We start from the raw sequence: 25455 nt of genomic DNA on the forward strand, positions 1-25455 counted from the left end.
CTAGATTGGCTGCGGTGTTGCGGCCTGGGGCACGACAAAATGCCGGACCACGGGACCGCTTTCGCGGATATCGAATGTGCGCACGCTTTGCTGCAAGTCAGCATCATGATGCGTTACGCGGGCGTGTTGTTCCAGGTGCTCGGCCCAACTCGGCAGATGGAAGCTTTCGATCCAAATCTCCGGGTCCTCCACGCTCTGGTGTAGATCCCATCGCGTGGCTCCATTGCGCAGGCGTTCTTTCGCGAAGTTTTGAAGGGCGGCTGTAAAACCGGCGCGATCCGCTTCGGCGATCCGGTATTCAACCGTGACCATGGCAGGCTGATCCACCGAACTGCCGGGATCCAAGGCTGGAGCCTGCGGCCAGACGTTGGCGGAAGACAGGTCCAGGGATTCTGCCTGTCCGACCTCCACCTTGCGCGTCAGGATCATTCCGGCAATCAACCCTGTCGCCGCAATAAGCAGCGTGATCGGTACCGAAGTCGCAGTCGCAATCTGTCCCCACAGAATGGACCCCAGGGCCATGGACCCGAAAAACCCCATCAGAAAAACGGCGAGACCACGGGCACGGACCCAGTCAGGCAATGCCAATTGGGCAGACACGTTGAACGAGGTGAGCACGGCAATCCAGCTGAGGCCACCAAGGAAAGCCGCAGCCATCAGGGCGAAGGATTCTGCCGACAATGCGAGTACTGCAAGGGCAGCCGCTGTACCCAGCGTGCCGAGCTGCACTGTCTGATTGGATGTCAGTTTGCCCGTCAAACGCGGCAGAACCAGTGCGCCGGTGACAGCTCCCGCACCGATCAAGGCCATAAGCATTCCGTAGAGCTCTGATCCCCCGTCAGCCACGCCCCGAGCAATGAGCGGCAACAGGGACCAATACGCCGATGCGAACACAAAGAAGGCGACCGCACGGACCAGAGTTGCGAGCATCGGGCCGTTGTACCGAACGTGACGCAAGCCAGTCGCCATTTCGGATAGTATAGATCCGTGATGGGTTCGTTTGGGTGCAGCTTCGGGCCGCCAGAAAACAAGGGCCGCGATGATAACCAGATGTGTGGCCGCATTCAGTGCGAAAGGTGCCGCCAGACCAACCCCGGCGATCAGGAGACCGGCCAGCGCCGGCCCGATGGCCCGGCTGATGTTGATACCCATGGAGTTAAGTGCGATCGCTGGCTTGAGTGTCTCGCGCGGGATGAGTTGCGGCACGACCGCCTGCCAGGCCGGTGCCATAAAAGCCGCGCCGGAGCCGATCACAAATGTGAACACAATCAACAAGACGGGCGTCATCTGCTCTTGCCACACAAGCAAGGCAAGCACGGAAATTACTCCGAAAAGCCCGAGGTTGATCGTGATCAGCATACGCCGTTTGTCCAGCCGGTCTGCCAAGGCACCTGCCAGCAAAGCAAACAGAAAAAACGGCAGCGTCGTCGCCGCTTGCACAAGCGTTACAACTGCAGGGCTGGAATTCAGCGTTGTCATCAACCAGCCTGCCCCGACATCGTGCATCCAGGTGCCGATGTTGGAGATCAAGGTGGCGACCCAGAGCAACGCAAAAGCACGATATCCAAATGGTGACCATGCGGATACGACCGGTTTGGCATCAGTGAGTGTTGACATGGCAAGCGGCCTGTTCCTGTTAAACGCTTGAGATCTTCTGTTTTCTAGGTGATCAGAAGCGGGTTACTGCGTTGGCGATCCGCTTTTGATCACCTCTGACAAAACACGGACCCGCATACCCGGGCGCAGGACCCCCGCACTGTTTTCCAGAGTGGCCCAGACGCGAATTGTCCCAGTATCAGGCTCCACCCAGACGGCTGTCGCGGTGGGAGTAAGCCCGCGGGCGAGAAGTTCCCCATCCGTTGTCATGACTTGCAAACGGACACTTTGAAGAAATTCGTCCGCGGTCGAAGCCCCGGTATCCTTCATTTGGCGCAGCCGGATTTCGTATGGAACTTCGTAGACAATCCGAACCGGGTCCAAATCCACGATTTGAAAGATCGGTGGGTCTCCGGAGCTGAACTCCAACAACGCGCCCACCCGAACTCTTGGATCTTCAACGAAGCCGGCTATTGGCGCTCGGATCACGGTATCGTCGAGCGCCGTACGAGCAAGTGAAAGCTCCGCGCTTTCGGCGCGTTGAGCCGCCTCGGCCAACACGAGATCCGTCTTCGCTTCCGTAAGTGCAACATCTGATGCAGTTCCGGATGTCGTAAGGCGTTGTATTCTCGCCAACCTACCGTGGGCCTGCTCAGACAGCGCATTCGCCCGCGCAAGCCTGGCTTCTGACACAGCAACCTTCAGCCTCGGCACATCTTGCTGCAGTCGCGCAAGTACCGTTCCTGCATCCACAAAATCCCCTTGCGATACCAGTACTTCGGCAACGATCCCTTCGACGCGGCTGTAGACGTCCGCTTGATGAACAGCCTCGACCCGACCATCGAACTCGAGCGTTTCAGCATCCGCAGACACCATAAAGACAATGGTGCAGAGCGCTGCCAGTAGCAGAGCGCGAGCCTTTCCCATTCTATGCATCCGAAAAACAGCCATGATTTTTTGCTCTCCCACACCGAAAGCCTATTCCGCAGCGACAAGCGACGACCCGCTTAACCGGCCTTTAGACGCCCCTGGCGCACCGAAGACGGGGACGGGTGACCAGTCGGGCAGTTCGGGAAGCGGGGCCGGAGCGTGTTCGGCAAACGGACCTTTGGCGTGGACGATCTTGCCGCCCGAGAAGGTCAGATCAGCTTCAATTTCAATGATCTCGTCCTCCGGGATCGCGAAATAGTCACGATCCAGAACGGCAATATCGGCAAACTGACCGGCCTTGATCTGGCCTTTCTTGCCCTGCTCGCGGCTGAACCATGCACCAGCCGCAGTCCAGTGCTGAAGCGCATCCTGCCGCGACAAACGGTTTTGGGCCTGCCAGATAATATCGCCGCCACGGCCCTTTCCGGACACGGCCCAGTGGATTGCGAGCCACGGATTATAAGACGACACCCGCGTCGCGTCGGTGCCTGCCGCAAGCGGCGCACCGGAGGCCATCATCTTCTTAACCGGCATGACATCATTCAGTGCAGCTTCACCATAGCGGTCGCGATAAGCCGTCGCCTGGAATGCGATGCGGTTCTGATAGGAAATCCCGCCGCCCAGACGCGCCACCCACTCCATGGTGCTTTCGGAAATGGTCTCACCGTGATCGAAAATCCAGTTGAGCTCCTCAAGACCTTTGTCGCGACCAACCTCTTCCAAAACTGTCAGCAGGCGATGTGCACTCTCTTCGTAAGTGCAGTGGAAGCGAATTGGCCAACCGTTCTCCAGGAGAAATTCCAGTACCGGCCGCAGATCCCCCTCCATGCGTTTCGGCAATTCGGGGCGCGGGTAGGAAAAGTCTTCGAAATCGTAGGCCGATGCCACGAGCATTTCGCCCGCACCGACGCATTTTAGATAGTCGTTGCCCTGGTCCGGTTTGACGATGTCGTTCCAGCGCTTGAAATCGTCCAGCTCAAACAGCGGCCGCTGCGCAAACAGTTGATACCCAATGCGCACGGTCTGCTCGCCGCGTTTGTTCAACTCCGAAATGACGCCATAGTCATCCGGGTAATTCAAAAAGCCGCCGGCACAGTCGAGTGCCGAGGTCAGGCCAAGCCCGTTCAGTGCGCGAAAATAGTGCTTGGTCGACGTGATCTGCTGCTCAAAATCGAGCTTTGGCGCCATGTCGAGCAAAGCATAAAGCGGCTGCGCATTCGGGCGCGCCATGGCCAGGCCCGTGGGATTGCCCTGATCGTCCCGCTCCAAACGGCCAGAGACGAATGGTTCATAAAAATGCTTGTCGATGCCAAGGGCACGCAGCGCCGCTTTATTGAGCCAGGCCCGGTCATAAAGATGCAGGACGTAGACAGGCACATCCGGTGCAACCGCATTGATTTCGTCAATGGTCGGAAGGCGCTTTTCAGCAAACTGATCGGCCGACCATCCGCCGACCACCCGGATCCATTGGCCTGCAGGTGTACGTTGCGCCTGGGCTTTGAGCATCGCCAGACCATCGGCCAGAGACGGCACGTGGTCCCAGCGCAATTCCATGGCAAAATTGTTTCCCTGACGGATAATGTGGGTGTGGCTGTCGATCAGGCCGGGGATGACACGTTGGCCATTCAGGTCGATCACCTCGGTTCCGGCGCTCTTCAGCCGCAGGATATCGGCATCGCTGCCAACCTCCAGGATCAATCCATCCTTGAGAGCGACGGCAGTTGCCTCCGGTTGTTCCGGATCCATCGTCGTGATCTTGCCGTTAAAGAGGATCGTATCGGCCATCACCGCACCTTTCGAAAGTCATCATGAGAGGAGACCGTCCCGGCATCCGCCGGGACGGAAAAGACTTACTGGGTTACTCGGCTGCGATTTGCGTCGCCGCCGGAACAGGGGATTGCGTCTCGCCGGTATGGGAGGAGCGAGACGGCGCCTTGTGAACCATGGTGTAGGCGTAATCGACGCCCATACCGTAGGCACCAGAGTGCTGTTGGACGGTTGCGATGACGGCGTCATAGGTGTCACGGCGGGCCCAGTCGCGCTGCCATTCCAGAAGCACTTGCTGCCATGTCACCGGGATAACGCCAGCCTGCACCATGCGGTCCATGGCGTATTTGTGGGCATCTTCACTGGTGCCACCAGACGCGTCAGCAACCATGTAGATTTCGTAGTCCGTGTCAGCCATGCAGCTTAGCGAGAAGGTGAGATTGCAGACCTCGGTCCAAAGACCGGAGACGACGATCTTCTTTCGGCCTTTAGCGGCGTTTTCTGCCAGAGCATCCCGCACTTTTTGATCGTCCCAGGAGTTCATCGATGTCCGCTCCAGCAGCGGTGTATCCGGAAACACATCAAGCAATTCGGGATACGTGTGACCGGAAAAGGAATCCGTTTCGACGGTGGTGATGATGGTCGGGACATCGAAAATCTTTGCCGACTTTGCCAGCGCAACCGTGTTGTTTTTCAAAACCTGTCGATCGATCGATTGCACACCAAATGCCATCTGCGGCTGGTGGTCGATGAAGATCAACTGGCTGTTTTCCGGGGTTAGAACCTGAAGCTTAGACATGGAAACACTCCGTTAGTTTGGTCAGGATTAGCTTTGGCGTTTGTCGCCGTGGGAGGCGTCGCGATCCGCGACGGAAAAGCTTTTCGTGTGCAGGCACTTCGAAAGCACATCGTTGTGGCCGCGCACCCACTGGACGGCGGCTTCGCCTGCCAGCATGCCCAGCAAGCCAAGCAGCGCGATAATCGGCGGGGCGGGCGAGCGCACGGCAATCAGGCCATAGATCACGCCGATGCCAACACCGGCCGCCAGTGACAGGACATAAGGTTGCCAGGTCATTCGCTTTGTTCTCCTGAAGCGGGCAGCTGAAAGCTGGAAACCCAGTTTTTCACGTAATTGTACGTACTCATCTTCGGCATAAGTGGAGCGCTATCTTTTCTGGACAAAGCAGAAGATTTCGGCTTACAGTTTAGAAAATCTATCTCATGAAAGCCTCCGCCATGCCGCTGAGCCGTTTGCCTTCCCTGTCCAGTCTGCGCGCCTTTGAGGCTGCGGCCCGCCGGGGATCTTTCAAGGCCGCGGCCGCCGAGCTTCATGTGACGGCCGGAGCAGTTAGTCAGCAAATCAAGGGGCTTGAGGCCGATCTTGGCGTGATACTGTTCACCCGCAAGATCAGGGCGGTTCATCTCACGCCCCACGGTCAAGTGCTGCAACCCGTCTTGAGCGATGCTTTTCTGGCGATACGCCAGGCGGTCGACGCAATCCGTCCAGGCAAGACGCCCCCGCGCCTGCGCATCAATTCCAGCGGACCAATCATCGGCAAGTGGCTGTTGCCCCGACTGCATCGATTCACCGAGCTCAGACCCGACATTTTCGTGAACATCGAGACTGAAGGCGGTGTGAACGCGATGACCGAGGACGGGCCGGACATCGTCATCCGCTATGCCCATGCGGCGCCTAGCGATCTTTACAGTATCAAGCTGCACACCGAACTTTTGATCCCGGTTGCCAGCCCGCAACTTCTTGCAGCGCGCGGCATTCGCAGCCCGGACGATCTGCACAAAGCGCCCATTTTGCATGTTGCCAATCCGATGCGGATCCGGCAGCGGCCGGCCTGGGCACGCTGGTCCGAAGTTGCGGGCCTTGCCGACCAATCGACCCGGCAAGACTCGGTGATGTTCGAACCTCTTGCTGCCGACCAGGTGGTCGACGCCGCGGCCTCTGGTGTCGGCATCGCGCTGGCCCAATCCCTGCTTGCCCACGGTGCGCTGTCCGATGGACGGCTGACCTGCCCCTTCGGACCGGTCATCCCCTCGGGACTGTCGTATTATTTGTGTTGCCGGCCGGGCCGGGAAACCGTCCCAGACATCGCCGCCTTTTTCGATTGGGCAATGCACGAAGCCGCCGTTTTGACAACGCTGAACGCCCTGCATTCTGGATCTTGACCGCATTAGTCTGCAAAGCCTCGCACCAGTGCAGCCAGTTCGCTGTCACGCAGTTCATGTCCGCCGTCATGAACATCAGTCTCGACATTGGCGCCTGCGCGTTGCAGATCTTCGATCAGACTCGCGCTTTGTGCCCAAGGCGTGATGGGGTCGTTCCGGCCTGCGGTCAGCACAACCTCGCGCCCAGATAAATCCAGGTCTTGCGGCAAATCCCAAGTGACCAGCGGGTGCAGAAGGCCCACACGGTCAAACAAGCCCGGTTGCCCCAGAAAGACAGCCGCCAGAATGTTGGCGCCGTTGGAGTATCCGAACCCATAGGCTGGACTGTCCGGATAAAGGGCTCGGTGAGCCGATATGAAATCCGCCATCTTCGCTGTCGCGCGAGACAGGTCCTCCAAGTCGTAAACGCCCTCGGCCGTGCGTTTGAAAAAACGTGCTGCACCTCGTTCAGAGACGTCACCGCGTGGCGAGACAACGCCGGCTCCCGGTGCCAGCTGTCCAGCAAGCTGAAACAGCTGCCGCTCGTCACCACCTGTGCCGTGGAAGGCAAAAATCAGCGGACGGCCCGGCTCGGGTGCCTTGGTTAAGGTTTCATAGAGATTGGTCGACATTCTTCGTCTCCGGTCACTGATCAAGCGGCGGCAACTGCGCCTCGATCTGCGCACGATGAGGTTCGTATCGTGTGGGCAATTTCAGTGTTTCACCGAGGTGAGCGGTGTCCTCGTCCCGGTCAAAACCAGGTTCATTCGTAGCCACTTCAAACAGGACGCCTCCCGGGGTGCGGAAGTAAATCGCCCAGAAGTAATCGCGATCGATCACCGGTGTGACCTGATAACCGGTGTCCATGAGCGCCTTGCGAACAGCCAGCTGTGCATCTCGGTCTTCCACGGCAAACGCAATGTGGTGAACAGAGCCTGTCCCCTGACGGGCTGGAGCGGCTTGTGGGGTTTCCTCCAGATCGATGGTCCGGGCGGCATTGCCGTGCTCGATCCGGTACCGCGTGACAGCGCCCTCGGTTTCGTCCTTCTGGTAGCCCATGAAGCTCAGCAGCTCGCCAGTGGCCGCTACATCCCTTAGACGGAACCGCGCGCCGTGAAAGCCAAGAATACCGACATCTTGTGCAACGCCGTCGGCAGTCCAGGGGACGCGCCCCTCAACCTCCGTTTCAACCAGCGCGAAGCTGTCCCCGTCCGGCCCTGAAAACGTCAACCGGTCTTCATTGAGAAAGCGTTCTTTGCGCAAGCCGGAAACGCCATGAGACGCCAGCCGATCCGTCCAGAAGTCAAGTGATCCGCGGGGTACTGCAAATTCTGTCACACCGACTTCGCCAATGCCGCGGGTGCCGGTCGGCATCTGGCCAAACGGGAAGTAGGTCATCACAGAGCCCGGCGTGCCGGTCTCATCGCCGTAATACAAATGGTAGATGTCGGGGGCGTCGAAGTTCACGGTCTTCTTGACGCGGCGCAGCCCCAAGGCCTTTGTGAAGAAATCATTGTTCTTCTGGGCGTCCGCCGCCATCGACGTGATGTGGTGGAGCCCCTTGATGAGCTTGTCCATGCCAGTCTCGCAATTTTGTTTCCTGTGTCAGGATCCAAAATAGGAGGCGGACAACTTGATGAGAATGATAATGGATTTGCATTTACTATTGCAGTTATGACAATAAAAACGCATGCAGGATCTCAAACCAATTCGTGTCTTTCTGGAAGTTGCAAGGCTTCAAAGCTTCGCAGCCGCCTCCAAAACACTTGGCATGACGCCCGCCTCGGTCACCCGGGTCATCGCGCGGCTGGAGCAGGATCTGGGTCACCAGCTTTTGGTGCGCACCACGCGCAAGGTGGCGCTGACATCTGTCGGCGCGACGGTTGCCGCCCGGTACCAGCCGGTGGTGGAGTCGTTTGATCGTATTCAGCGTGATCTGGAGCGGGAGATGCAACCGCATCGCGGCCGTTTGTCGGTCAACGCGCCGATGTCTTTCGGTTTGCGCCTGCTCCCCGGCCTCTTGGACAGCTTTAAGCTGGCCTATCCGAACATCGATCTGACTGTGATGCTGACGGATACGCTGGTCGATGTTGTCGCCGAAGAGTGCGATCTGGCAATCCGCTTGTCGGAACCGCCCCGGGACAAATCAACCATATGGCGGAAGATCTGCGAAGTGCCGAGATGCGCCGTCGCGTCCCCTGATTTCTTGGAACGCGTCGGCAGGCCCGAGATCCCAGAAGATTTGACACCTGACATGTGCCTATCCTACGGCGCGGGTCAGGAACCGGAAACCTGGCGGTTCCAAAAAGGCGGCCTGAAACGGACAACCCTCACAGGAGCAGTCATGCACTCTAATAATGGAGACTTTCTCTATTCCATAGCCCGCTCAGACGCTGGAATTGCGGTTTTGCCGGAGTTTATCGTTGCGGACGGCCTGCGCAGCGGAGAGGTCGAGAGGGTATTGCAAGACTGGTCCTTGCCGTCGCTTTGGCTGTCGCTCTATTATCCGCCCTATGAAGCCTTGCCGCCACTTGTAGCGACCTTCACGGACTTTTTCGAAGCCTTCCTGGATGATCGTGACGGTTTTGATTTCAGCAGTGTTTGATTGGTGACATCAATCGCGGGCGCAGATGGCTGTGCTCGTGCGTTGGGCCCGAAACAGCAATTACCCACCCCATACAACAGCATCTTCATGTCTCTTGATGAGATGACGAAGGTCTTTAAAGCCACCTGCGATATGCTGCGCATACTTGTCGACCGCCGGAAGATAGGGCGCATCCGCCGGGCGTAGGATTCCAAGTGCGCGATCAGGATGCGGGATCTTGAAGGGCAGCGCAGTCAAAGTGCGGTCTTTCCTATAAGCAAAGACAACGCTGTGCGGCAGAACCGTCAAGGCGTTTGTGCGTGTCATATAGTTGATCACGCTTGCAAGAGACCCACCGGAATAGCGGATCTTGATTTCCGTTGCACCCAGCGACAACAGAATGGAATGCAAGTCCGCGTAAAGCGGGCTGCCTTCCGGCGGAGCCACCCAGGGGTACTCCAGCAGCTCGCGAGCAGTCGGCTTGCGCTTGTTCAAAAGCGGATGCAAAACACTGCAGGCAACCACATTGCGCCCGGGCAGGATTTCTTCAAAAACCAGACCCGACCCTTCGCCCAGTATGTCGATCGGGCAAATGGCAAGATCTATGCGGTCGGCGTGGATCGCTTCCCGCAGATCTCGAACATACCCGTAGCTTTGGTCGACACGGATTTCGGGAAAAGAGTTCTGGAACTCGGCGGTCATGCTTGAAATCAACGCATCCATGAAAAAGGGGGTCCCGCCAACGCGAACACTTCCGGCCTTGCCCTCGCGAAAAAATTGAACGGTTTCGGAGGCCTTGCGTGAGGCCGCCAGCATCGCATTGCCCTGATCCGCCAAAGCCCGGGCCAAAGGTGTTGGCTGCAAAGGACGCTGGCCTTTGAAGAAGAGCGGTTCGCCAAGGCGCTTTTCCAGCGTTGAAAGGGTTCTGGAAACCGCAGGCTGGGTCATTCCGATGAGCTCCGCCCCCTCGGTGACGCTGCCGCATTGAACCACTGCAGCCAACTGAATGAGATGCCGCTCATCTAATTTCATAGCAATTTGTTATAAAGAAGCGCTCACAAATCATCAACCATTCTGGATCGCCCGATAAACTTCTCTCAAGGTCACCAAACGACCGGCGGGAGGAACCATGGCTGGCATGTCTGACATTGCCTTTTTCAAGGCCGATGCGTCGGACCGTCTGTTTGCAGAGCGGATCAACGGCGCTGCAGATCAACGGCTCGCAGCTGTGCTGTGCAAGGTCGCCGAACATGTCCACGCCGTTATTCGCGAAACACGCCCATCCTTGAGCGACTGGCGCGCGGCCATAGAGTTTCTAACCGAAGTGGGTCATCTGTGCGATGAGCGCCGCCAGGAATGGGTCCTTGTTTCGGATTTGCTTGGAACGTCCACCCTTGTAGATGCGCTCAACTCGGACCGCCCGGAGCAAGCCACTCCGAACACAATGCGGGGCCCTTTCTATCGAGGCGATGTCCCCTTGATGGAACACGGCGACAACATCAGCCTGGACGGAATTGGAAATGCCGTCGCCGTAACGATCAGCATTCTAGATCTCAACGGAACACCGATTCCAGACGCACGCCTGGAAACCTGGCAGGCCAATGCTCAAGGGTTTTATGAAAACCAGCAGCCGGATCTGCAGCCTGAACACAATCTGCGCGGTCACTTCCTGTCCGGCGACGATGGCAAGGTTTCTTATCTCACGATCCGGCCGTCCGGCTACGATGTGCCAAAGGACGGTCCGCTCGGCGATCTTCTTGAAAGGTTGGGAGCGCCGCTTTGCCGGCCCGCGCACATTTACTTTCAAGTGTCCGCGGATGGCTACGAAACGCTGACCACGCAAATCTTCGACAGGGACGACTCCAATCTCGGTACCGATCCCCTCTTCAGCGTCAAACCTGGCCTGATCGGCTGCTTCAAGCCCGATGCCACAGGCAAGGCCGCATTGCGTCTCGACGTTGAGTTCTATCTCAATCCACTGCCGCAGGAGCAGCGTTCATGACCCGGGCCTTCACCTATCGGGGCAGCGCCGCCCACATCGTCTTTGGCGCAGGAAAGCGCGCCGAAACAGGCGCCTGGATCGAGAAACTCAGCTGCTCGAACGCACTGGTTTTGTCGACACCCCACCAGGAAAGTGATGCCACACGTTTGTCCGATCAACTGGGAAGCTTGAGCGCAGGTGTCTTTTCAAAGGCCACCATGCACACCCCAGTCGACGTGACCGACGAGGCGATGGAGACGGTCAAATCGGTCGGTGCTGATTGTGTCGTGTCTCTTGGCGGCGGGTCTACAACCGGCCTTGGCAAGGCGATCGCCTACAGGACCGACTTGCCGCAAGTGGTGATCCCGACAACCTATGCCGGGTCGGAGGTTACACCGATCCTGGGCCAGACCGAAGGCGGGCGGAAAACGACCGTCCGGGGGGACAGCATCCTGCCGGAAGTGGTGATCTATGACCCTGAGCTGACGATGGGCCTGCCGCTTGGCATGAGCCTGACAAGTGGCCTGAACGCCATGGCCCACGCGGCCGAAGCTCTTTATGCGCAAGACCGCAATCCGGTCTCCAGCCTGATGGCAGCCGAGGGGCTGGCCGCTTTTAAGCGGTCCTTGCCTGCACTCGTTGCCGACAGTTCGGATGCCGATGCCCGAGCGGATGCGCTTTATGGCGCCTGGTTGTGCGGCACCGTGCTCGGCACCGTCGGTATGGCGCTGCATCACAAGATTTGCCACACCCTCGGCGGCAGCTTTGACACGCCGCATGCTGAGACCCATGCGATCATGCTGCCGCACACCGTTGGCTTTAATGCCGGCGCGATGCCCGCCGAACTTCAACCGGTCGCAGACCTCTTCGGCGCAACGCCTGGCGCGGGTCTCTTTGATTTCTCGAAGGAAATCGGTGCCCCACAGGCGCTCAAGGATCTTGGGTTAACCGAAGCCGATCTGGACCGCGCATCGGAAATCGCGACTGAGAACCCGTATTGGAACCCCCGCTCCATCGATCGTGTGTCCATTCGCAATCTGCTTCAGGACGCCTGGGAGGGATCGCGTCCGGCACTTTAACCCTGTTGTTCTGGGAGGAGATTTCATGACTGACCGATACGGATCTTTACGGGCTTCCGGAGCTGATCGGAAGATCTTCGTTATGGCGCATGATCCTGCCGCGCACAAAAGCTGCTTTGAATAAAGGACGACCTTATGGAAGCGCACGAACTTGGATATTTCACCGAAGAAAACTCCGCCGAAGTCGTTACCGGCCGGAACAAGAACGCCTCAGATCAACGGCTTAAGGAAGTCATGGAAGTCCTGACCCGCAAACTCCATGAAGCGGTGAAGGAAATCGAACCAACCCAGGAAGAGTGGTTCCAGGCGATTCAGTTCCTGACGAAGACCGGCCACAAGTGCGACGACTGGCGTCAGGAATTCATCCTGCTATCCGATGTGCTTGGTGTCTCCATGCTGGTCGATGCGGTCAATTCGCGCCGGCCGAGTGGGGCCTCTGAAAACACGGTTCTCGGACCTTTTTACCTCGGCGACGCGCCTGAATACGAGATGGGCTACAACATTTGCCTCGATGAAAAAGGCGAGGACATGCTCGTCTGGGGCAAGGTCACGGATGTCGAGGGCAATCCGCTCGAAGGCGTCAAGATTGATGTCTGGCAGGCAAACGACGAAGGGTTTTACGACGTTCAGCAAAAAGGCATTCAGCCGGACTTCAATCTGCGCGGCGTCTTCCGCACAGGCCCAGATGGCAAATACTGGTTTAAGGCCGTCAAGCCGAAACACTATTCGATCCCCGCAGACGGACCGGTCGGAGATCTCCTGAACCGTCTCGGACGTCATCCGTTCCGGCCAGCGCATTTGCACTACATCGTCTCCAAGGACGGCTACGACGAGTTGACGACGCATATCTTCGATCCCGATGATCCTTACATCGATTCCGACAGCGTGTTCGGCGTCAAGAAAAGCCTCATCGCGGATTTCAAGGAAACGAATGATCCGCAGAAGGTTGCAGCCGCCGGTTTCGAAGGCCCGACCTATTGGGATGTCGAATTCGATTTCGTGCTGGCTCCGAAGAAAGCAAAATCATGAGCAAACCCTGCATCATTTGTGTTGCGATTACTGGCTCCCTGCCGCGCAAGGAGCACAATCCGGCGGTTCCTGTGACCGTGTCTGAACAGGTAGAGAGCACCCAGGAAGCTTTTGAGGCGGGCGCCACGATCTGTCACGCTCATGTGCGCAACGACGACCAGACCCCGAGCTCCGATCCTGAGAAGTTTGCGCGCCTCAAGGAGGGACTGGAAAAGCATTGCCCCGGCATGATCATCCAGTTCTCGACCGGCGGACGGTCGGGTGCAGGAAAGACCCGTGGTGGCATGCTGCCACTCAAGCCCGACATGGCGTCCCTTTCGGTCGGCTCGAACAACTTCCCGACGAGAGTATATGAGAACCCGCCGGATCTGGTGGACTGGCTGGCCGGCGAGATGCGCACCTACGGCGTCAAACCTGAAATCGAGGCCTTTGATCTCAGCCACATCCTGCAAGCTGCGGCGATGAACCGGGACGGCCGCATCGAGGGCAACATCTACATCCAGTTCGTTATGGGCGTGAAAAACGCCATGCCTGCAGACAAGGATGTCTTTGATTTCTACGTCAAGACCGTCGAACGCCTCATGCCGGAAGCCGAGTGGTGTGCCGCAGGAATTGGGGCAAATCAGTTGACCCTCAATGAGTGGTCAATTGCCGCCGGAGGACATGCCCGGACCGGACTTGAGGACAATATCCGTCTCGACAGAGATCACCTTGCTCCTTCCAACGCAGCACTTGTGAAACGCACGGCCGATATCTGCGCTGCGAACGAGCGGCCCGTCGCAACCCCCTCTCAGGCCCGAGACGTTCTCGGCCTTCCGCAACACGCATGAACCTTTAGACTGGAGACCCTTGATGTCTGATGCAGATCTCGCCGCCGATGCCGCAGCCCGTGAGGCCGCCAGGGCGTTGCAGCTTGAAAATCTCAGAGCCGACGAAACAACATTGCGCTTGCTCTTCACCGAAGCCCGGACGCACTACGGCTGGCAGGATCGGGAGGTTCCGGACGAGGTCCTGAAAGATCTTTACGAGATTGCCAAGATGGGCCCGACGTCCATGAACCAACAGCCCATGCGTGTTGTGTTCATCCGTTCCGATGAGGCCAAGGACCGCCTTGAACCGGCTCTCATGGAAGCCAACCGGCCTAAGATGCGATCAGCTCCTGTGACCGCAATCATCGCTTATGATCTGAATTTCTGGGAAGAGTTGCCAAAGGTCTTTCCACCGAACCCGGCTGCTCAGGACATCTTCAAAAACAACGCAACCGCGGCCCAGGTCAACGCCTTCAGGAACGGGACGCTTCAGGGCGCCTATTTCATGCTGGCGGCCCGTGCTGTCGGTCTTGACGTGGGAGCCATGTCCGGCTTCGACAACATGAAGGTGGATGAAGAGTTTTTCCACGGCACGTCACTCAAGTCGAACTTTCTGGTGAACCTGGGCTACGCGGATACTGGCCGCATTTTCAGGCGGTTGCCGCGGTTCGACTACACGGATGTCTGCCAGACGCTTTAGGAGGAGAAAGCCATGTCCGGCCCAACTGTCACAAAAGACGATATCTTAAAAGCATCCGCCGGGATGCTCCAGAAACAGCTGTATGTGGTCTTCACCACACCGACCAATGGACTTGGGCCGGTCATGGAGAACATTGAAGAGCACTTGAAGTTTCAGGTCGATCTGGAACAGCGCGGCATCATGCTTGGCGCCGGTCCGTTCTGGGCCGATGACGAACACACTTGGAACGGCGAAGGCATGGTGATCATTCGGGCAGACAGCCTGGATCATGCCCGCCAGATTGCAGAAACGGATCCGATGCATTCCTCCGGCGCCCGCAGTTTCACTGTGCGGCCATGGCTACTGAATGAGGGGCGCATCACGGTGGAGGTGAATTTCTCGACCGGACGGCACGCGGTGAGCTGAGAACCGCATTTTTTTTGGGAGGAAGTACCATGAAACGCATGCTTGCAGCCGTTGCTGCCGTCGCCTTCAGCGCCGCGGCACAGGCCGAAACCTACAACCTCACTATGGCATCCAGTCACCCGACTGTTCTGCCCTGGGTCGGGCAACTGTCTACGTTGGTTGTCGGCGAATCCAACAAACGCCTTGAAGCGATAGGATCAGAGGACCGCATCGAATGGACCGAAGCTTATGGCGGTTCGCTTTATGGCTTCAAGGATACGCTGGAGGCCGTGGGAGACGGGCTGACAGACGCCGGCTGGGTCGGCACGCTCTGGGAGGGCTCAAAAATGCCGCTCCAGAACATGACGTATTTCACCCCGTTCGTTTCCGATGATCTCGTTGCAACGCTGAAGATCATGAACGAACTACACCGCGAAGTTCCGGCACTGCAGAAAGCCTGGGACGACCAAAACGTTGTCTTCCTGGGTGCAAGCGGTGTGGAGACCTACCATCTCCTGACCAATTTCCCGGTCAATTCCCTCAAAGATCTGGAGGGCCGCAAGATCCTGGCACCTGGACCGTCAGCGAATTGGATCAAGCATCTCGGTGCCGTGCCCGTAAACGGAGCGCTGCCAACCTATTACAACCAGATCCAGACCGGTGTGGCAGACGGAATGGTGGTCATCCTGACCGGCGCGTTCCCGAACAAGCACTATGAAGTTGCACCATATGTCACCCTTGTCGGGATCGGGGCGCAGATGACCGGCGGTCTTGGCATCAACAAGGATGTTTGGGACGGATTGTCCGACGACGTCAAAAAAGTCCTGACCGAACTCGGTGAGGAGTACACAGTCGCCCACGCCGAAGAAGTCATGGCACGCTATGACACCTTCCTGAGCAAGCTGCCGGAAGTTGGCGCAACTGTCACCACGCTGCCGGCGGAAGACATTGCAGCATGGGCCGACGGCCTGCCAAACCTGGCCAAGGACTGGTCAGACGCCAATGCAGGCAAAGGCGCTCAGGAAGCACTGGAGGCTTACATGGCGAAAGTGCGCGATGCCGGCCTTGAGCCGCGCATTGACTGGACACAACGGTAAGCGGGGGCCTCGCCGTGGCGATAACACTCAGACAATTCCGCCACGGCGCAGACCGGACGGTGACCGGGGTTTCCTCGCTCACCGGCGCTGTCAGTGCGGCTGCTTCGGTCTGGATTTTTTGCCTGATGCTTCTGATCTGTTCAGACATCATTGGACGGACCTTCTTCAACTCACCCGTCCAGGGTGTGGCCGAGATTGTGGCCAATTCGATCGTTGCAATTGTTTTTCTTCAAGCAGCACACACCGTTATGAGCGGGCGCATGACCCGCACCGATATCCTGATTGGTGCGATCGAGGAAAACCGGCCCTTTGCTGCCGCAGTGATGCGGGTTTTCTTCCATCTCGCGGGGATCTTCGTCTTTGCGCTGATTGCCTGGGGCACCTGGCCGAAGCTGGTCGATGCCTGGGTCGAGAATGAATTCTTTGGCGCTCAAGGGGTTTTCACCGCTCCCGTTTGGCCAATCAAAGCCTGTCTTTTCGGCGGCTCCGTTCTGACCTGTCTTGCCTTCGCCACCCAGGTTCTCAAAGACATCAAGGAAATTCTGAACTCCACCCGCGTTGAACCGCTGACAATCCGGCACTCGGTCACGGTCGAGCCGCGCGGTATTCCATTCCTAATCGCCTTCGGATTGGTCCTTGTCCTTGGTTACGCTTTGTTTTTTGCAGATCTCGGGCGCATTGAGATTGGCTTTGCAGCCATCGGCTTCATGTTGCTGCTGATCTTTTCGGGCGCCCACATCGCCGTGGTTTTGATCCTGCTCAGTTTCTTGGGCATCTGGCTGATCCGGGACAATCCAAATGTTGCCATGCGCTCGCTGGCGCTCGCTGCTGACGGGGCCATCAATCGCTACTTGTTCGGTGTCGTCCCGCTGTTTGTTCTGATGGGGTTGATTGTCGACACCGCGGACATCGGCCGGGACGCCTACCGCGTGGCCGCATGGATGCTGCAGAAGATCAAGGGCGGGCTTGGTATGGCAACGGTGGCCGCCAATGCGGTCTTTGCCTCCATCACCGGGATCTCGATCGCCTCGGCAGCGGTTTTTTCCCGTGTCGCCGTCCCGCAAATGGTGGCCAACGGCTACAACAACCGCTTCGCCCTTGGGGTCGTCGCCGGGTCTTCGGTTCTCGGCATGCTGATCCCTCCGAGCCTTCTCTTGATCATCTATGGCGTTTTGGCAGAGCAATCCGTCGGTGCCCTCTTCCTGGCCGCCATCGTTCCGGGCGCTTTGCTGGCCTTCGTTTTCGGGGTCGGGATTTACCTGATGGCCCGCTTCCGGCCCAAGATGGTTATGCAAAGCGACCGCCCGGCCGTCATCGAGGGAGAGACCTGGGGCACGGCTGTCGTCAAGCTGATCCCGATCACGGCGCTGGTCGTCATCGTGCTTGGGGGGATCTATTCCGGTGTCTTTACACCTACCGAGGCAGGTGCCGCAGGAGCGGCAGCTGCCATTGTCGTGGCCTTGCTGAAGGGCAGCCTGACCTGGGCGCGGTTCTGGCGGGTTCTGGTGGACACAGGGTTGGTCTCCGTCTCGATTCTGCTCCTAATTATCGCAGCGTCCATGTATTCCCGTATGCTGACCCTTTCGACGATCCCGCAGGAAATCACCATGATGTTCTCCGACGCCGGACTCGGCCTCATGGGCTTCATGATGATCTATCTGCTGCTCGTTATCGTGATGGGCATGATCCTCGATTCCACCTCGATCATGCTGATCCTTCTGCCGCTGTCGCTGCCGATCGTCACCGGCCTTGGCGGGGATCTGATCTGGTTCGGCATTGTGACGGTCATTGCCGTGGAAATCGGTTTGTTGACGCCGCCCTTCGGGCTCACCGTCTACGTGGTGAAAGCCACAATATCAGACCGGAACACGACCCTTGGCGACATCTTCATCGGCACGTTTCCGTTTGTCGTCATGATGACGTTTGTCACCTTGCTGCTGACCTTCATCCCGGCGCTCAGCCTGGTCTTTGAATAGGATCCACCATGCAGTTCGTGGTCTATGCAATCGACAAGCCCGACGCCCTCCGGCTTCGTCTGGAGGTTCTGGAAGCGCATCGGCATTTTCTGGGAACAGAACCGGCCAACTACGGTGTAAAGGTTCTGCTCTCTGGTCCCCTTACCGAGGACGATGGGTCCACCATGCGCGGTTCCTTCTTCCTGCTCGAAGCTGAAAACCGCGAAAAGATCAAAGATATGTTTGCCAATGACCCGCTGCAGACTGCCGGCGTCTGGGCGGAGAAGCACATCTCCGCCGTTACGGTCCGACAAAACAACATGCCAACAGACCAGTAGAACACACGGGAGAAAAGGAATGCCCGAATTTAAAGGCGGATGCCTTTGTGGCGCGATCCGATACGAAGTGGCGGCCAAACCGGTCAACATGTGGAACTGTCACTGCACCGATTGTCAAAAGTCTTCCGGGGCCAGCTATGCGACAAATGTGTTTGTGAAGGTTGTGGACCTGACAATCACAAAGGGTGAGCCCGCATTGTTCCAGCATAAGGCAGACAGCGGCAACACCATGACCAAGGAATATTGCTCCAACTGTGGTTCGCAGCTTTTTAACGGCAATTCCGGACGCCCGGCAATCAAGGTGATAAGGGCGGGTACCATCGATGACCCAAGTTTTGTCGTCCCGCGCGCCAATATTTATTCCTCAAGGGCACTTCCCGCTGCAATTGAAGGAACCGAAATCCCAACCTTCGACGAAATGCCTCCAGATCCATCGGTTTTTTTCAGGAGTTGATTAGGGCCTATGTTTCCCAATGCGCAGACCCAAAAAAGAATAAATTACACTTTGAAATCTCAAGTACGGTCGATGCCGTGGCGGCGCATGCGTTCCCATAAGGTTGTGCGTGAGATATCCAAAAGCTTGGCGGCGTCCTGCAACCGGCCATCGGTTTCATCAAGGGCACGCAAAATGTGGGTGCGTTCTGCCTGATCCCGGACTTCAGCCAACGAGGGAAACCCAATAGAACTGTGTGGCAGGCCAGAGTTTGGGTCGCCAGATGTCTGGGCTGCAGGCTGGAGGATGTGCGCGGTGTTTTCCGGAAACAAATCGAATGGCGTCAGCTCGGCCCCGCCTGCCAGTGCAACGGCGCGTTCAACGCGGTTCCGGAGTTCGCGAACGTTCCCGGGCCAATCATGCTGCTCGGCCGCTGATACTGCAGCAGCTGTGGCAGGTTTTGGAGCAATTCCCATGCGCTGCGCAGCGTTTGCGGCAAAGGCTGTGAGGAGCGGCGCCACTTCTTCCAAACGCTCGCGCAAGGGCGGAATGCGGATCGTCACAACGTTGATGCGAAACAGGAGATCCTCGCGGAACACGCCGTCTCTGACCGCCTCCTCCAGATCACGGTTCGTTGCGCACACCAGCCGGGCGTTGAAGGCACGATCCTGTGTTGCACCCAGCCGCCTGAACTGCCGCTCCTGCAACACGCGCAAAAGCTTCAATTGAAGTTCCGGTCCCGTATCACCGATTTCATCGAGAAGCAGCGTCCCCTCGCCAACACTTTCCAAAACGCCGATCCGCCTGTCATGTGCGCTGGTGAAGGCGCCTTTCTCGTGCCCGAAGAGCGTCGAATCTGCCAGCTCGGGTGAGAGTTGTCCGCAGTTCACAGCTTCGAAGGGGCGCGATTGTGCAGCGTTCTTGGCGTGCAGATACCGTGCTGCGATTTCCTTGCCGGTGCCGGTTTCTCCAATCAGCAAAACGGGCAAATCAATCCCCGCCAGGCGATCCAGCATGGATCGCACGCCGCGCATGGAGGCCGAAAGTCCAAAGGTTGAAAACGGGTCATCCAGTTGCGGCGCAAGCGGGCGAAGCAGAAGCTCCTGAATGCGGCTGACAAGCTCATCCAGGTTGAAGGGTTTCGCTAGGTAATCCCTGGCGCCATCGCGCACGAGTTCCACGGCCTGATCGACAGAACCATAGGCCGTCATATAGACAATCGGCACCGCACCGTGCTGGCTGAGCACCTCCCTCAGCAAATCGGCACCGGACCCGTCCGGCAACCGAATGTCCGACAAAACAAAGCTCGGAACCCGTTTGCCAAGAAACTCGCGGGCGGCGGCCAGTGTTGTGGCATGAACGACAGCAAACCCTTCCAGCACTAGCCGTTGTTGCAAAGAGGGTCCAAGGACCGGATCGTCTTCCACCAACAAAATCAGCTCAGACATTTTCCGCCTCGTCGGTGCGTTTTGGAATGGTGATGGTGATTACCGTGCCGCTTTGCGGGCGTGTTGAAATTGCCAACCGGCCATTCACATCATCGATCAGTTGGTGAACCAGCCAAAGTCCAAGGCGCCGCGTTTGTGGCTTCTCCGGAGTGGTTCCGCCGGTCAGAACATTCAAGGCTTCTCCTGGAAGACCGGGGCCGCTGTCGGAGACCTTGATGGTGAGTTGCTCTTCGATCAGCTTGGACTCAAAGGCAACGGAACTGCCAACCGGAGTGGCGTCTATGGCATTTAGGAGCAAGTTGAGCACGATCTGGCGCACGGCTTCCGCGCTGGCAGGGTAAGTCTCCGCGAGCTCCGATTTAAAACTCAAGTCCACCTGTTTGGCGCGCACTTTCGGGTTGATCAAGGTCCGCAAGTCATTGAGATCGTCGGGCTTTAGATCTCTGTTGCCTTCCGGTGGCCGGTAGGTCGACAACATGCTGGCCGCCACATGATCAATGCTTTGCAGGCCCCGGTCGATCAGGTCAATCGTCTGTTCTCGCACAGCTTTGTCGTCTCCAAATCGGCGTAGTGTCGATGTGGCCGCGCTCATCCCGGCAAGCGGATTGCGCACCTCATGCGCGAGCCCTGCTGCAAGGCGGGCCAGCGTTGCCTCCCGCGCATGTTTGTTTTCTGTTTTCGCGATTGCGTCCGCCCGTGCCTGAAGCTCGGCCCGGGTTCTCAGCGCATTTTGCAGACGCCCGATTTCCGTGTTCGCTGACACTGGATCAACCTCAGTATTTGCATCGTAGGAATCGTCGTCGAGAGCCTTAGTGAGGTCATCAATGGGGCGCAGGCTGTATTGCGCGACAAAAAACGTCAGGATCGCCGCGAGGACAGAAAACGCGACATCCACGGCAAGAGCGACACGGCGCCGTTCTTCTTGCTCGGCGCGTTGCCATTCGAGATCAAAGGCCGCACCAAGCAGGATCGTTGAGCCATCGCTCACGGGAAAAGACTGCACAATCAGTTGTTTGTTTGTCTCATCGACAATTTGGATTGCGGCTTCGTTTGGCGGCAGACTGCGATTGGCGTTGAGCCAGTCTTCAAGTGCAAGCTCGGTTGTTCGCGGTTTGGCGCCATTTGCGGTATCATCGGGGTAGGAGGATGTTATCAAAATGGAGCCGTCCGCCAGACAACAAACGGCAACAGCTTCGTTGCGCAAAGAGGGTTTGAACCTGGCAGAGGCCGACAGCAAGCCTTCAATTTCCGATAACGGACCACCGGTGACAATCGCTGGTGTGATCAGCCCGGCCAAGGTGTCGAGAAATGCCCCGCCAACTTCGACGCGGAGCTGGGCTTCCCTGCGTTCCAGCTCTTGCAAACCAAAAATGGTCAGAACAACCGCAAACAGCATAACCACCGAAGCCATGGCCACCGGTAGCCGCCAAACCAACGGCCAGGATCTCAGTTTTTTTGCACCCGGTCCGGCTGTGCCGGTTTTCTTTTGGTTTTCCAATGGTGCGTCAGATGGCATATGAGGCCCAGCTAAAGAATGGGGATGGCGCTGCCGCCATCCCCTTGATGTTTTTCAAGAACGTTTGCCATCCTAATGCCAAGGACCGCCTTGGGCTAGGTCCAAACCAGAACGTCTCCCCGCCAATTTGGCGAGATCTTGTCTTGCCAGAAGGTTCCGTACCAGCGGGTCCGCAAAGGTCTTGGAAGGTCCGGAAGGATCACTGCGACAGTGTCAGACACCATTTGTTCCGGCAACAAGGCATCATCCGGTGCGGTCAGTTCCGGGTCTGCGAAGACAACCGGTGTGTTGGCATCGGCAGCACGTTGCTCAATTTCCGCCCGGCTGGCCGCGTCAACGTATCCAAACACCCGAAGTTCTGTCGCAGTCCAAAGCCGTTCTACAAGCGCCAGGTCAAGGGCGCGCCAGACATCATAAGACCCATCGAACAACACAGTGACGGGACCGGCTCTGGGGACATCGACCGCGTAAAGCGTCGGGCCGGGGTGCATGCTGGCAACACGCAGCAATCCGTCGGGTTGCTTGGTGGCATGCGGCGTTGCAACGCCGACACCATGATCCGCCCATCCGTCCGTTGGCAGAACCAGAAACTCACGCACGTCGCCGACACCGGCCATTGATGCAGCCGCATCACCTTCCTCGTAGACGAGCTCCACTGAAACGCCGAGATCGTCTGAGAGCGAGCGCAGATCAGGCAGCCAATGACCAACCTTGTCGCGGATCAACCGCATCGTCTCGGTGCTGTTGTCTGTTGCATCCACATATCCAGTGTCCACAGCGACAACAGCGATGAGCGGGAGGTCTGTACGTGCTGCAAATTCTGCTGCGCGGCGCGCGAGTTTCGGCGCGGCATCGCCAACTGCTGCAAAACGGACGCGCTCAGGCGCAACAACATCCTTGAGGGATACGAAACCCGATTTTTCTGCATCGCAGAGCACAGGATCCGCTGACACCGGCACTTCTGTTGCAATGTCTGCTTCAGCTGCGGCCGCCATTCCTTGCAGATCCAAGCGTTCAGCCTGTTTTTCAATCGGCTGCTCTGGCCTTTTCAAAACATCACGCAAGGCATTGTCCGCATCTCCGATCCCGGCCAGCTCAGCGCCGGACAGGTACGCCGCCCGCGCCAGCAAATGACTTGCGACTGGGATCGTCAGGATCAGGAACAACAGGGTCATGCCGCCCATCATCGTTGAATCCAAGCTGGATTTGCTGAGCATGGTCCCGATTAAGACCAGACCAGCACCCAGCGTGCCTGCTTTCGTTGCGGCGTGCATCCGCTGGAAAGGATCGTCAAAGCGCAGCAATCCGATCGTTGCGATCAGCAAGAAGCCAACGCCAACGAATTTCACCAAAAGGGCAATAAGATCAACCATCACGATGCCTCCTGCTGCGCGGCTTTGTTGGCTTTTTGTTTGCCATTGTCCCGGAAGCGGCCATCGGTGACAGCAACCTTGCGTTCCAGAAAAGCTGCAAATGCTGCCGTTGCGACAAAGGCGATCAGGGCCAGCGCAAATGCCACATCCAGGAATTCGGACCGGCCGGTTGTCAGCGCGGTCAAGGCGCAGGCGGCCACGGCCAGACCCGTCAGCATATCAATGGCGACAAACCGGTCCGCATAGCTCGGGCCCTTCATGAGACGCAAGGCGGTGAGCGCGAAAGCGCCGATAATCAACAGTACCAGAACCGTGTTGAGGGTCTCAGAAATACCCATAATGCTCTCGATGTTCATGCGACGGCTCCTTTCTTGGCTATAGTTTCGCTGGGAGCCGGTCCCTCGACAGCCCGAACGCGGGTTTCAAACGTGTCTTTGATGGAACGGATCACGTCCTCGTCGCTTTCCCGGTCCAAGACATGGACATAGAGCGTCTTGCGATCATCTGAGATGTGCAGCGAGGTGGTTCCCGGCGTCAGGCTCACGATGTTTGCAAGGGTGGTGATCCCCATGTCTGTCCGCAGGTCGAGCGGGACCGCAACAATGGCCGGCTTCAATTTCTGCTTGTTGGACAAGACGGCGACCGTCACGTCCACTGAGGCTTTTACCAGCTCGATGATAAAGACGCCGCACAGAAGGCCGAAGGCGCCCAAACGCTTTACAAGGCTAATCATTGGTCGATCCTTTCAAGAGCAGCTTCACCAACCTGGGTCTCTTCACCGAAGAAGGCGGCGATGTAGACATCCGGTTGAGTGAGTGTGATGGAGGCTTTCTCCGCGAACTGAACGAACGGTTCGGCGTAAAAGCCAATTGTGAGCGTGATCGCACCCAGAACGGCGATTGGAGCGACCATCAGGACAGGGACCGGACGCGTTTGAGAACGCTCGATGCCCGGTGCTTTCCAGAACGCTTCCATCCAGATCTTTGTCATGGAGTAGAGCGTCAACAGACCGGTAAACAGGGCAACGGCTGCCAGCCACGCCATGTCGCCTTTAAACGAGGCGTCAACGACGAGGAACTTGGCCCAGAAACCCGACAGCGGCGGCAACCCTGCCAGCGACAGGGCAGGAATAAGAAAGAGCACCGCCAGCCACGGGTGGCTTTTCAGGAGGCCGCCAGATTTCTTCAGGTCGTCCGTCCCGCTTGCCTGACGAATGGCACCGGCCAGCAGGAACAAATTGGCTTTCACGATGATGTGGTGAACGATGTAGAACACCGCACCCGCGATGGCCAAAGGTGTGGCGATCGCAAGGCCCATCAGGATGTAGCCAATCTGCGAGATGATGTGGAACGACAGGATCCGGCGGATGTTCCACTGGACAGCAGCTCCGAACACCCCGGTCACCATGGTGAGCGCTGCAACAACGGCGATGATCTCGCGGATCCCAGACTCCTCGACCGTGAAGAGCAAAGTGAACACGCGGAATGCCGCGTAGACGCCGACCTTGGTCAGGAGACCTGCAAAGATCGCAGAAATTGTGAAGGGTGCTGTGTGGTAGCTGGCCGGAAGCCAGAAGAACAGAGGAAACACGCCTGCCTTGATGCCAAAGGCACACAGGAACAGGATCGCTGCTCCAACCAGGCCAGGTGTCGGCTCAAGCGTTGGCAGGACCCGCGCAAGGTCGGCGAATGCCAACGTGCCGGCAGCCCCATAGAGCAAGCCGATGGCCATCAGGAACAAGACCGTGCCGAGGAGGTTCAGCAGCGCGTATTTAATCGCGCCGTCGATCTGCGCTTTCGTGCGGCCAATCACCAGAAGGCCGAGTGACGTGATGAGCATCACCTCGAACCAGACATAGAGATTGAACAGGTCTCCGGTGAGGAACGCCCCGTTCACCCCGGCGACCATGCCGAAGAAGAGCGGGTAGAAACCTGCACGCATATGGATCTGGCGCATATCCCGTAGGCTGAAGATGCCTACACAGAACGCAAGAACACCCGTGATCATGACCAGAGCCGCCGCGAAGCGGTCTGCCACAAAGGAGATGCCAAATGGCACGGCCCACGAGCCGAATTCAACGGCAAGGATGTCGTAGCGGAGCACGGCCATCGTGAGCAGGACCGAGCAGACCACGATCACGCCCAGGCCGGCAATCGCGACAACGCGTTGGGCCTGAATGTTGCGCCAGAGGATTGCTGTGATCGCTGCAAGTGTCAGCGGAACCAGCACCGGAAAGGCGAGAACAAGCAGATTGTATGATGTTTCTGTCATTTAAC

At 57.8% G+C, this 25455-nt stretch carries 26 protein-coding genes; 12 read left to right on the forward strand and 14 right to left on the reverse strand.

The features are described 5' to 3' along the window. The 5 genes from ACVDG4_RS19105 to ACVDG4_RS19125 all read right to left on the reverse strand — a co-directional run bounded on the left by ACVDG4_RS19105 (position 1) and on the right by ACVDG4_RS19125 (position 5368). Complete coding sequence (locus ACVDG4_RS19105) at positions 1-1617, reverse strand: MFS transporter (RefSeq protein WP_447236267.1); 1617 nt, start codon at positions 1615-1617, stop codon at positions 1-3. A gap of 63 nt (positions 1618-1680) precedes the next feature. Further along, positions 1681-2523 carry an efflux RND transporter periplasmic adaptor subunit gene (locus ACVDG4_RS19110; protein WP_447236268.1) on the reverse strand — a complete coding sequence of 281 codons (843 nt, stop codon included), beginning with the start codon at positions 2521-2523 and terminating at the stop codon, positions 1681-1683. Between the two features lie 51 nt (positions 2524-2574). Next, on the reverse strand, positions 2575-4311 hold the full coding sequence (locus ACVDG4_RS19115; RefSeq protein WP_447236269.1) for an amidohydrolase: 1737 nt from the start codon (positions 4309-4311) through the stop codon (positions 2575-2577). 73 nt (positions 4312-4384) lie between these two features. After that, on the reverse strand, positions 4385-5092 hold the full coding sequence (locus tag ACVDG4_RS19120; RefSeq protein ID WP_447236270.1) for a hydrolase: 708 nt from the start codon (positions 5090-5092) through the stop codon (positions 4385-4387). Between the two features lie 27 nt (positions 5093-5119). Further along, positions 5120-5368 carry a DUF1427 family protein gene (locus ACVDG4_RS19125; protein WP_447236271.1) on the reverse strand — a complete coding sequence of 83 codons (249 nt, stop codon included), beginning with the start codon at positions 5366-5368 and terminating at the stop codon, positions 5120-5122. A gap of 146 nt (positions 5369-5514) precedes the next feature. On the opposite strand from ACVDG4_RS19125, the gene ACVDG4_RS19130 reads away from it, so the two are divergent. Then, positions 5515-6474: a LysR substrate-binding domain-containing protein gene (locus tag ACVDG4_RS19130; RefSeq protein WP_447236272.1), complete on the forward strand. Its 960-nt coding sequence runs from the start codon at positions 5515-5517 to the stop codon at positions 6472-6474. A gap of 5 nt (positions 6475-6479) precedes the next feature. On the opposite strand, the gene ACVDG4_RS19135 is transcribed toward ACVDG4_RS19130, so the two are convergent. Together ACVDG4_RS19135 and ACVDG4_RS19140 are read right to left on the reverse strand one after the other, a co-directional pair. Next, on the reverse strand, positions 6480-7085 hold the full coding sequence (locus tag ACVDG4_RS19135) for an alpha/beta hydrolase (protein WP_447236273.1): 606 nt from the start codon (positions 7083-7085) through the stop codon (positions 6480-6482). Between the two features lie 13 nt (positions 7086-7098). Further along, positions 7099-8031 carry a ring-cleaving dioxygenase gene (locus ACVDG4_RS19140; RefSeq protein ID WP_447236274.1) on the reverse strand — a complete coding sequence of 311 codons (933 nt, stop codon included), beginning with the start codon at positions 8029-8031 and terminating at the stop codon, positions 7099-7101. Between the two features lie 112 nt (positions 8032-8143). On the opposite strand from ACVDG4_RS19140, the gene ACVDG4_RS19145 reads away from it, so the two are divergent. After that, positions 8144-9058: a LysR family transcriptional regulator gene (locus tag ACVDG4_RS19145; protein WP_447236275.1), complete on the forward strand. Its 915-nt coding sequence runs from the start codon at positions 8144-8146 to the stop codon at positions 9056-9058. Positions 9059-9118: 60 nt separating this feature from the next. Here the strand turns inward: ACVDG4_RS19145 and ACVDG4_RS19150 are convergent, their stop codons facing one another. Beyond that, entirely contained in the window at positions 9119-10069 is a 951-nt protein-coding gene (locus ACVDG4_RS19150) for a LysR family transcriptional regulator (RefSeq protein WP_447236276.1), read from the reverse strand. A gap of 97 nt (positions 10070-10166) precedes the next feature. Here ACVDG4_RS19150 and ACVDG4_RS19155 point away from each other — a divergent pair, with 97 nt between their 5' ends. The 10 genes from ACVDG4_RS19155 (at position 10167) to ACVDG4_RS19200 (ending at position 18863) form a co-directional block, all read left to right on the forward strand. Further along, a complete protein-coding gene (locus tag ACVDG4_RS19155; RefSeq protein WP_447236277.1) occupies positions 10167-11039 on the forward strand; it encodes a dioxygenase family protein in 873 nt (290 codons plus the stop codon). After that, a complete protein-coding gene (locus ACVDG4_RS19160; protein WP_447236278.1) occupies positions 11036-12097 on the forward strand; it encodes a maleylacetate reductase in 1062 nt (353 codons plus the stop codon). The genes ACVDG4_RS19155 and ACVDG4_RS19160 overlap by 4 nt, the downstream gene beginning before the upstream one ends. A gap of 135 nt (positions 12098-12232) precedes the next feature. Then, complete coding sequence (locus ACVDG4_RS19165; protein WP_447236279.1) at positions 12233-13126, forward strand: intradiol ring-cleavage dioxygenase; 894 nt, start codon at positions 12233-12235, stop codon at positions 13124-13126. Next, positions 13123-13956 (forward strand): 3-oxoadipate:acetyl-CoA acetyltransferase, encoded by an 834-nt coding sequence (locus ACVDG4_RS19170; protein WP_447236280.1) that lies wholly within the window; start codon positions 13123-13125, stop codon positions 13954-13956. Before ACVDG4_RS19165 ends, ACVDG4_RS19170 begins: the two co-directional genes overlap by 4 nt. A gap of 19 nt (positions 13957-13975) precedes the next feature. Continuing rightward, complete coding sequence (locus ACVDG4_RS19175) at positions 13976-14635, forward strand: malonic semialdehyde reductase (RefSeq protein WP_447236281.1); 660 nt, start codon at positions 13976-13978, stop codon at positions 14633-14635. A 12-nt stretch (positions 14636-14647) separates the two neighbouring features. Next, a complete protein-coding gene (locus tag ACVDG4_RS19180; RefSeq protein ID WP_447236282.1) occupies positions 14648-15040 on the forward strand; it encodes a YciI family protein in 393 nt (130 codons plus the stop codon). A gap of 29 nt (positions 15041-15069) precedes the next feature. Then, entirely contained in the window at positions 15070-16116 is a 1047-nt protein-coding gene (locus ACVDG4_RS19185; protein ID WP_447236283.1) for a C4-dicarboxylate TRAP transporter substrate-binding protein, read from the forward strand. 14 nt (positions 16117-16130) lie between these two features. Continuing rightward, positions 16131-18092 carry a TRAP transporter large permease subunit gene (locus ACVDG4_RS19190; protein ID WP_447236284.1) on the forward strand — a complete coding sequence of 654 codons (1962 nt, stop codon included), beginning with the start codon at positions 16131-16133 and terminating at the stop codon, positions 18090-18092. An 8-nt stretch (positions 18093-18100) separates the two neighbouring features. Continuing rightward, positions 18101-18409 carry a YciI family protein gene (locus tag ACVDG4_RS19195; RefSeq protein ID WP_447236285.1) on the forward strand — a complete coding sequence of 103 codons (309 nt, stop codon included), beginning with the start codon at positions 18101-18103 and terminating at the stop codon, positions 18407-18409. 19 nt (positions 18410-18428) lie between these two features. Next, positions 18429-18863 carry a GFA family protein gene (locus tag ACVDG4_RS19200; RefSeq protein ID WP_447236286.1) on the forward strand — a complete coding sequence of 145 codons (435 nt, stop codon included), beginning with the start codon at positions 18429-18431 and terminating at the stop codon, positions 18861-18863. 59 nt (positions 18864-18922) lie between these two features. On the opposite strand, the gene ACVDG4_RS19205 is transcribed toward ACVDG4_RS19200, so the two are convergent. The 6 genes from ACVDG4_RS19205 to ACVDG4_RS19230 form a co-directional block, all read right to left on the reverse strand. After that, positions 18923-20290 carry a sigma-54-dependent transcriptional regulator gene (locus tag ACVDG4_RS19205; RefSeq protein ID WP_447236287.1) on the reverse strand — a complete coding sequence of 456 codons (1368 nt, stop codon included), beginning with the start codon at positions 20288-20290 and terminating at the stop codon, positions 18923-18925. Continuing rightward, a complete protein-coding gene (locus ACVDG4_RS19210; RefSeq protein WP_447236288.1) occupies positions 20283-21701 on the reverse strand; it encodes an ATP-binding protein in 1419 nt (472 codons plus the stop codon). Before ACVDG4_RS19210 ends, ACVDG4_RS19205 begins: the two co-directional genes overlap by 8 nt. Before the next feature lie 200 nt (positions 21702-21901). After that, a complete protein-coding gene (gene mnhG, locus ACVDG4_RS19215) occupies positions 21902-23179 on the reverse strand; it encodes a monovalent cation/H(+) antiporter subunit G (RefSeq protein ID WP_447236289.1) in 1278 nt (425 codons plus the stop codon). After that, entirely contained in the window at positions 23179-23535 is a 357-nt protein-coding gene (locus ACVDG4_RS19220; protein WP_447236290.1) for an MrpF/PhaF family protein, read from the reverse strand. Before ACVDG4_RS19220 ends, mnhG begins: the two co-directional genes overlap by 1 nt. Next, positions 23532-23912, reverse strand: coding sequence for a Na+/H+ antiporter subunit E (locus ACVDG4_RS19225; RefSeq protein WP_447236291.1), 381 nt, complete (start codon positions 23910-23912; stop codon positions 23532-23534). Before ACVDG4_RS19225 ends, ACVDG4_RS19220 begins: the two co-directional genes overlap by 4 nt. Then, entirely contained in the window at positions 23909-25450 is a 1542-nt protein-coding gene (locus ACVDG4_RS19230) for a Na+/H+ antiporter subunit D (protein WP_447236292.1), read from the reverse strand. Before ACVDG4_RS19230 ends, ACVDG4_RS19225 begins: the two co-directional genes overlap by 4 nt. Between the last annotated feature and the right edge of the window lie 5 nt (positions 25451-25455).

Source organism: Roseibium sp. MB-4 (genome assembly GCF_053005265.1).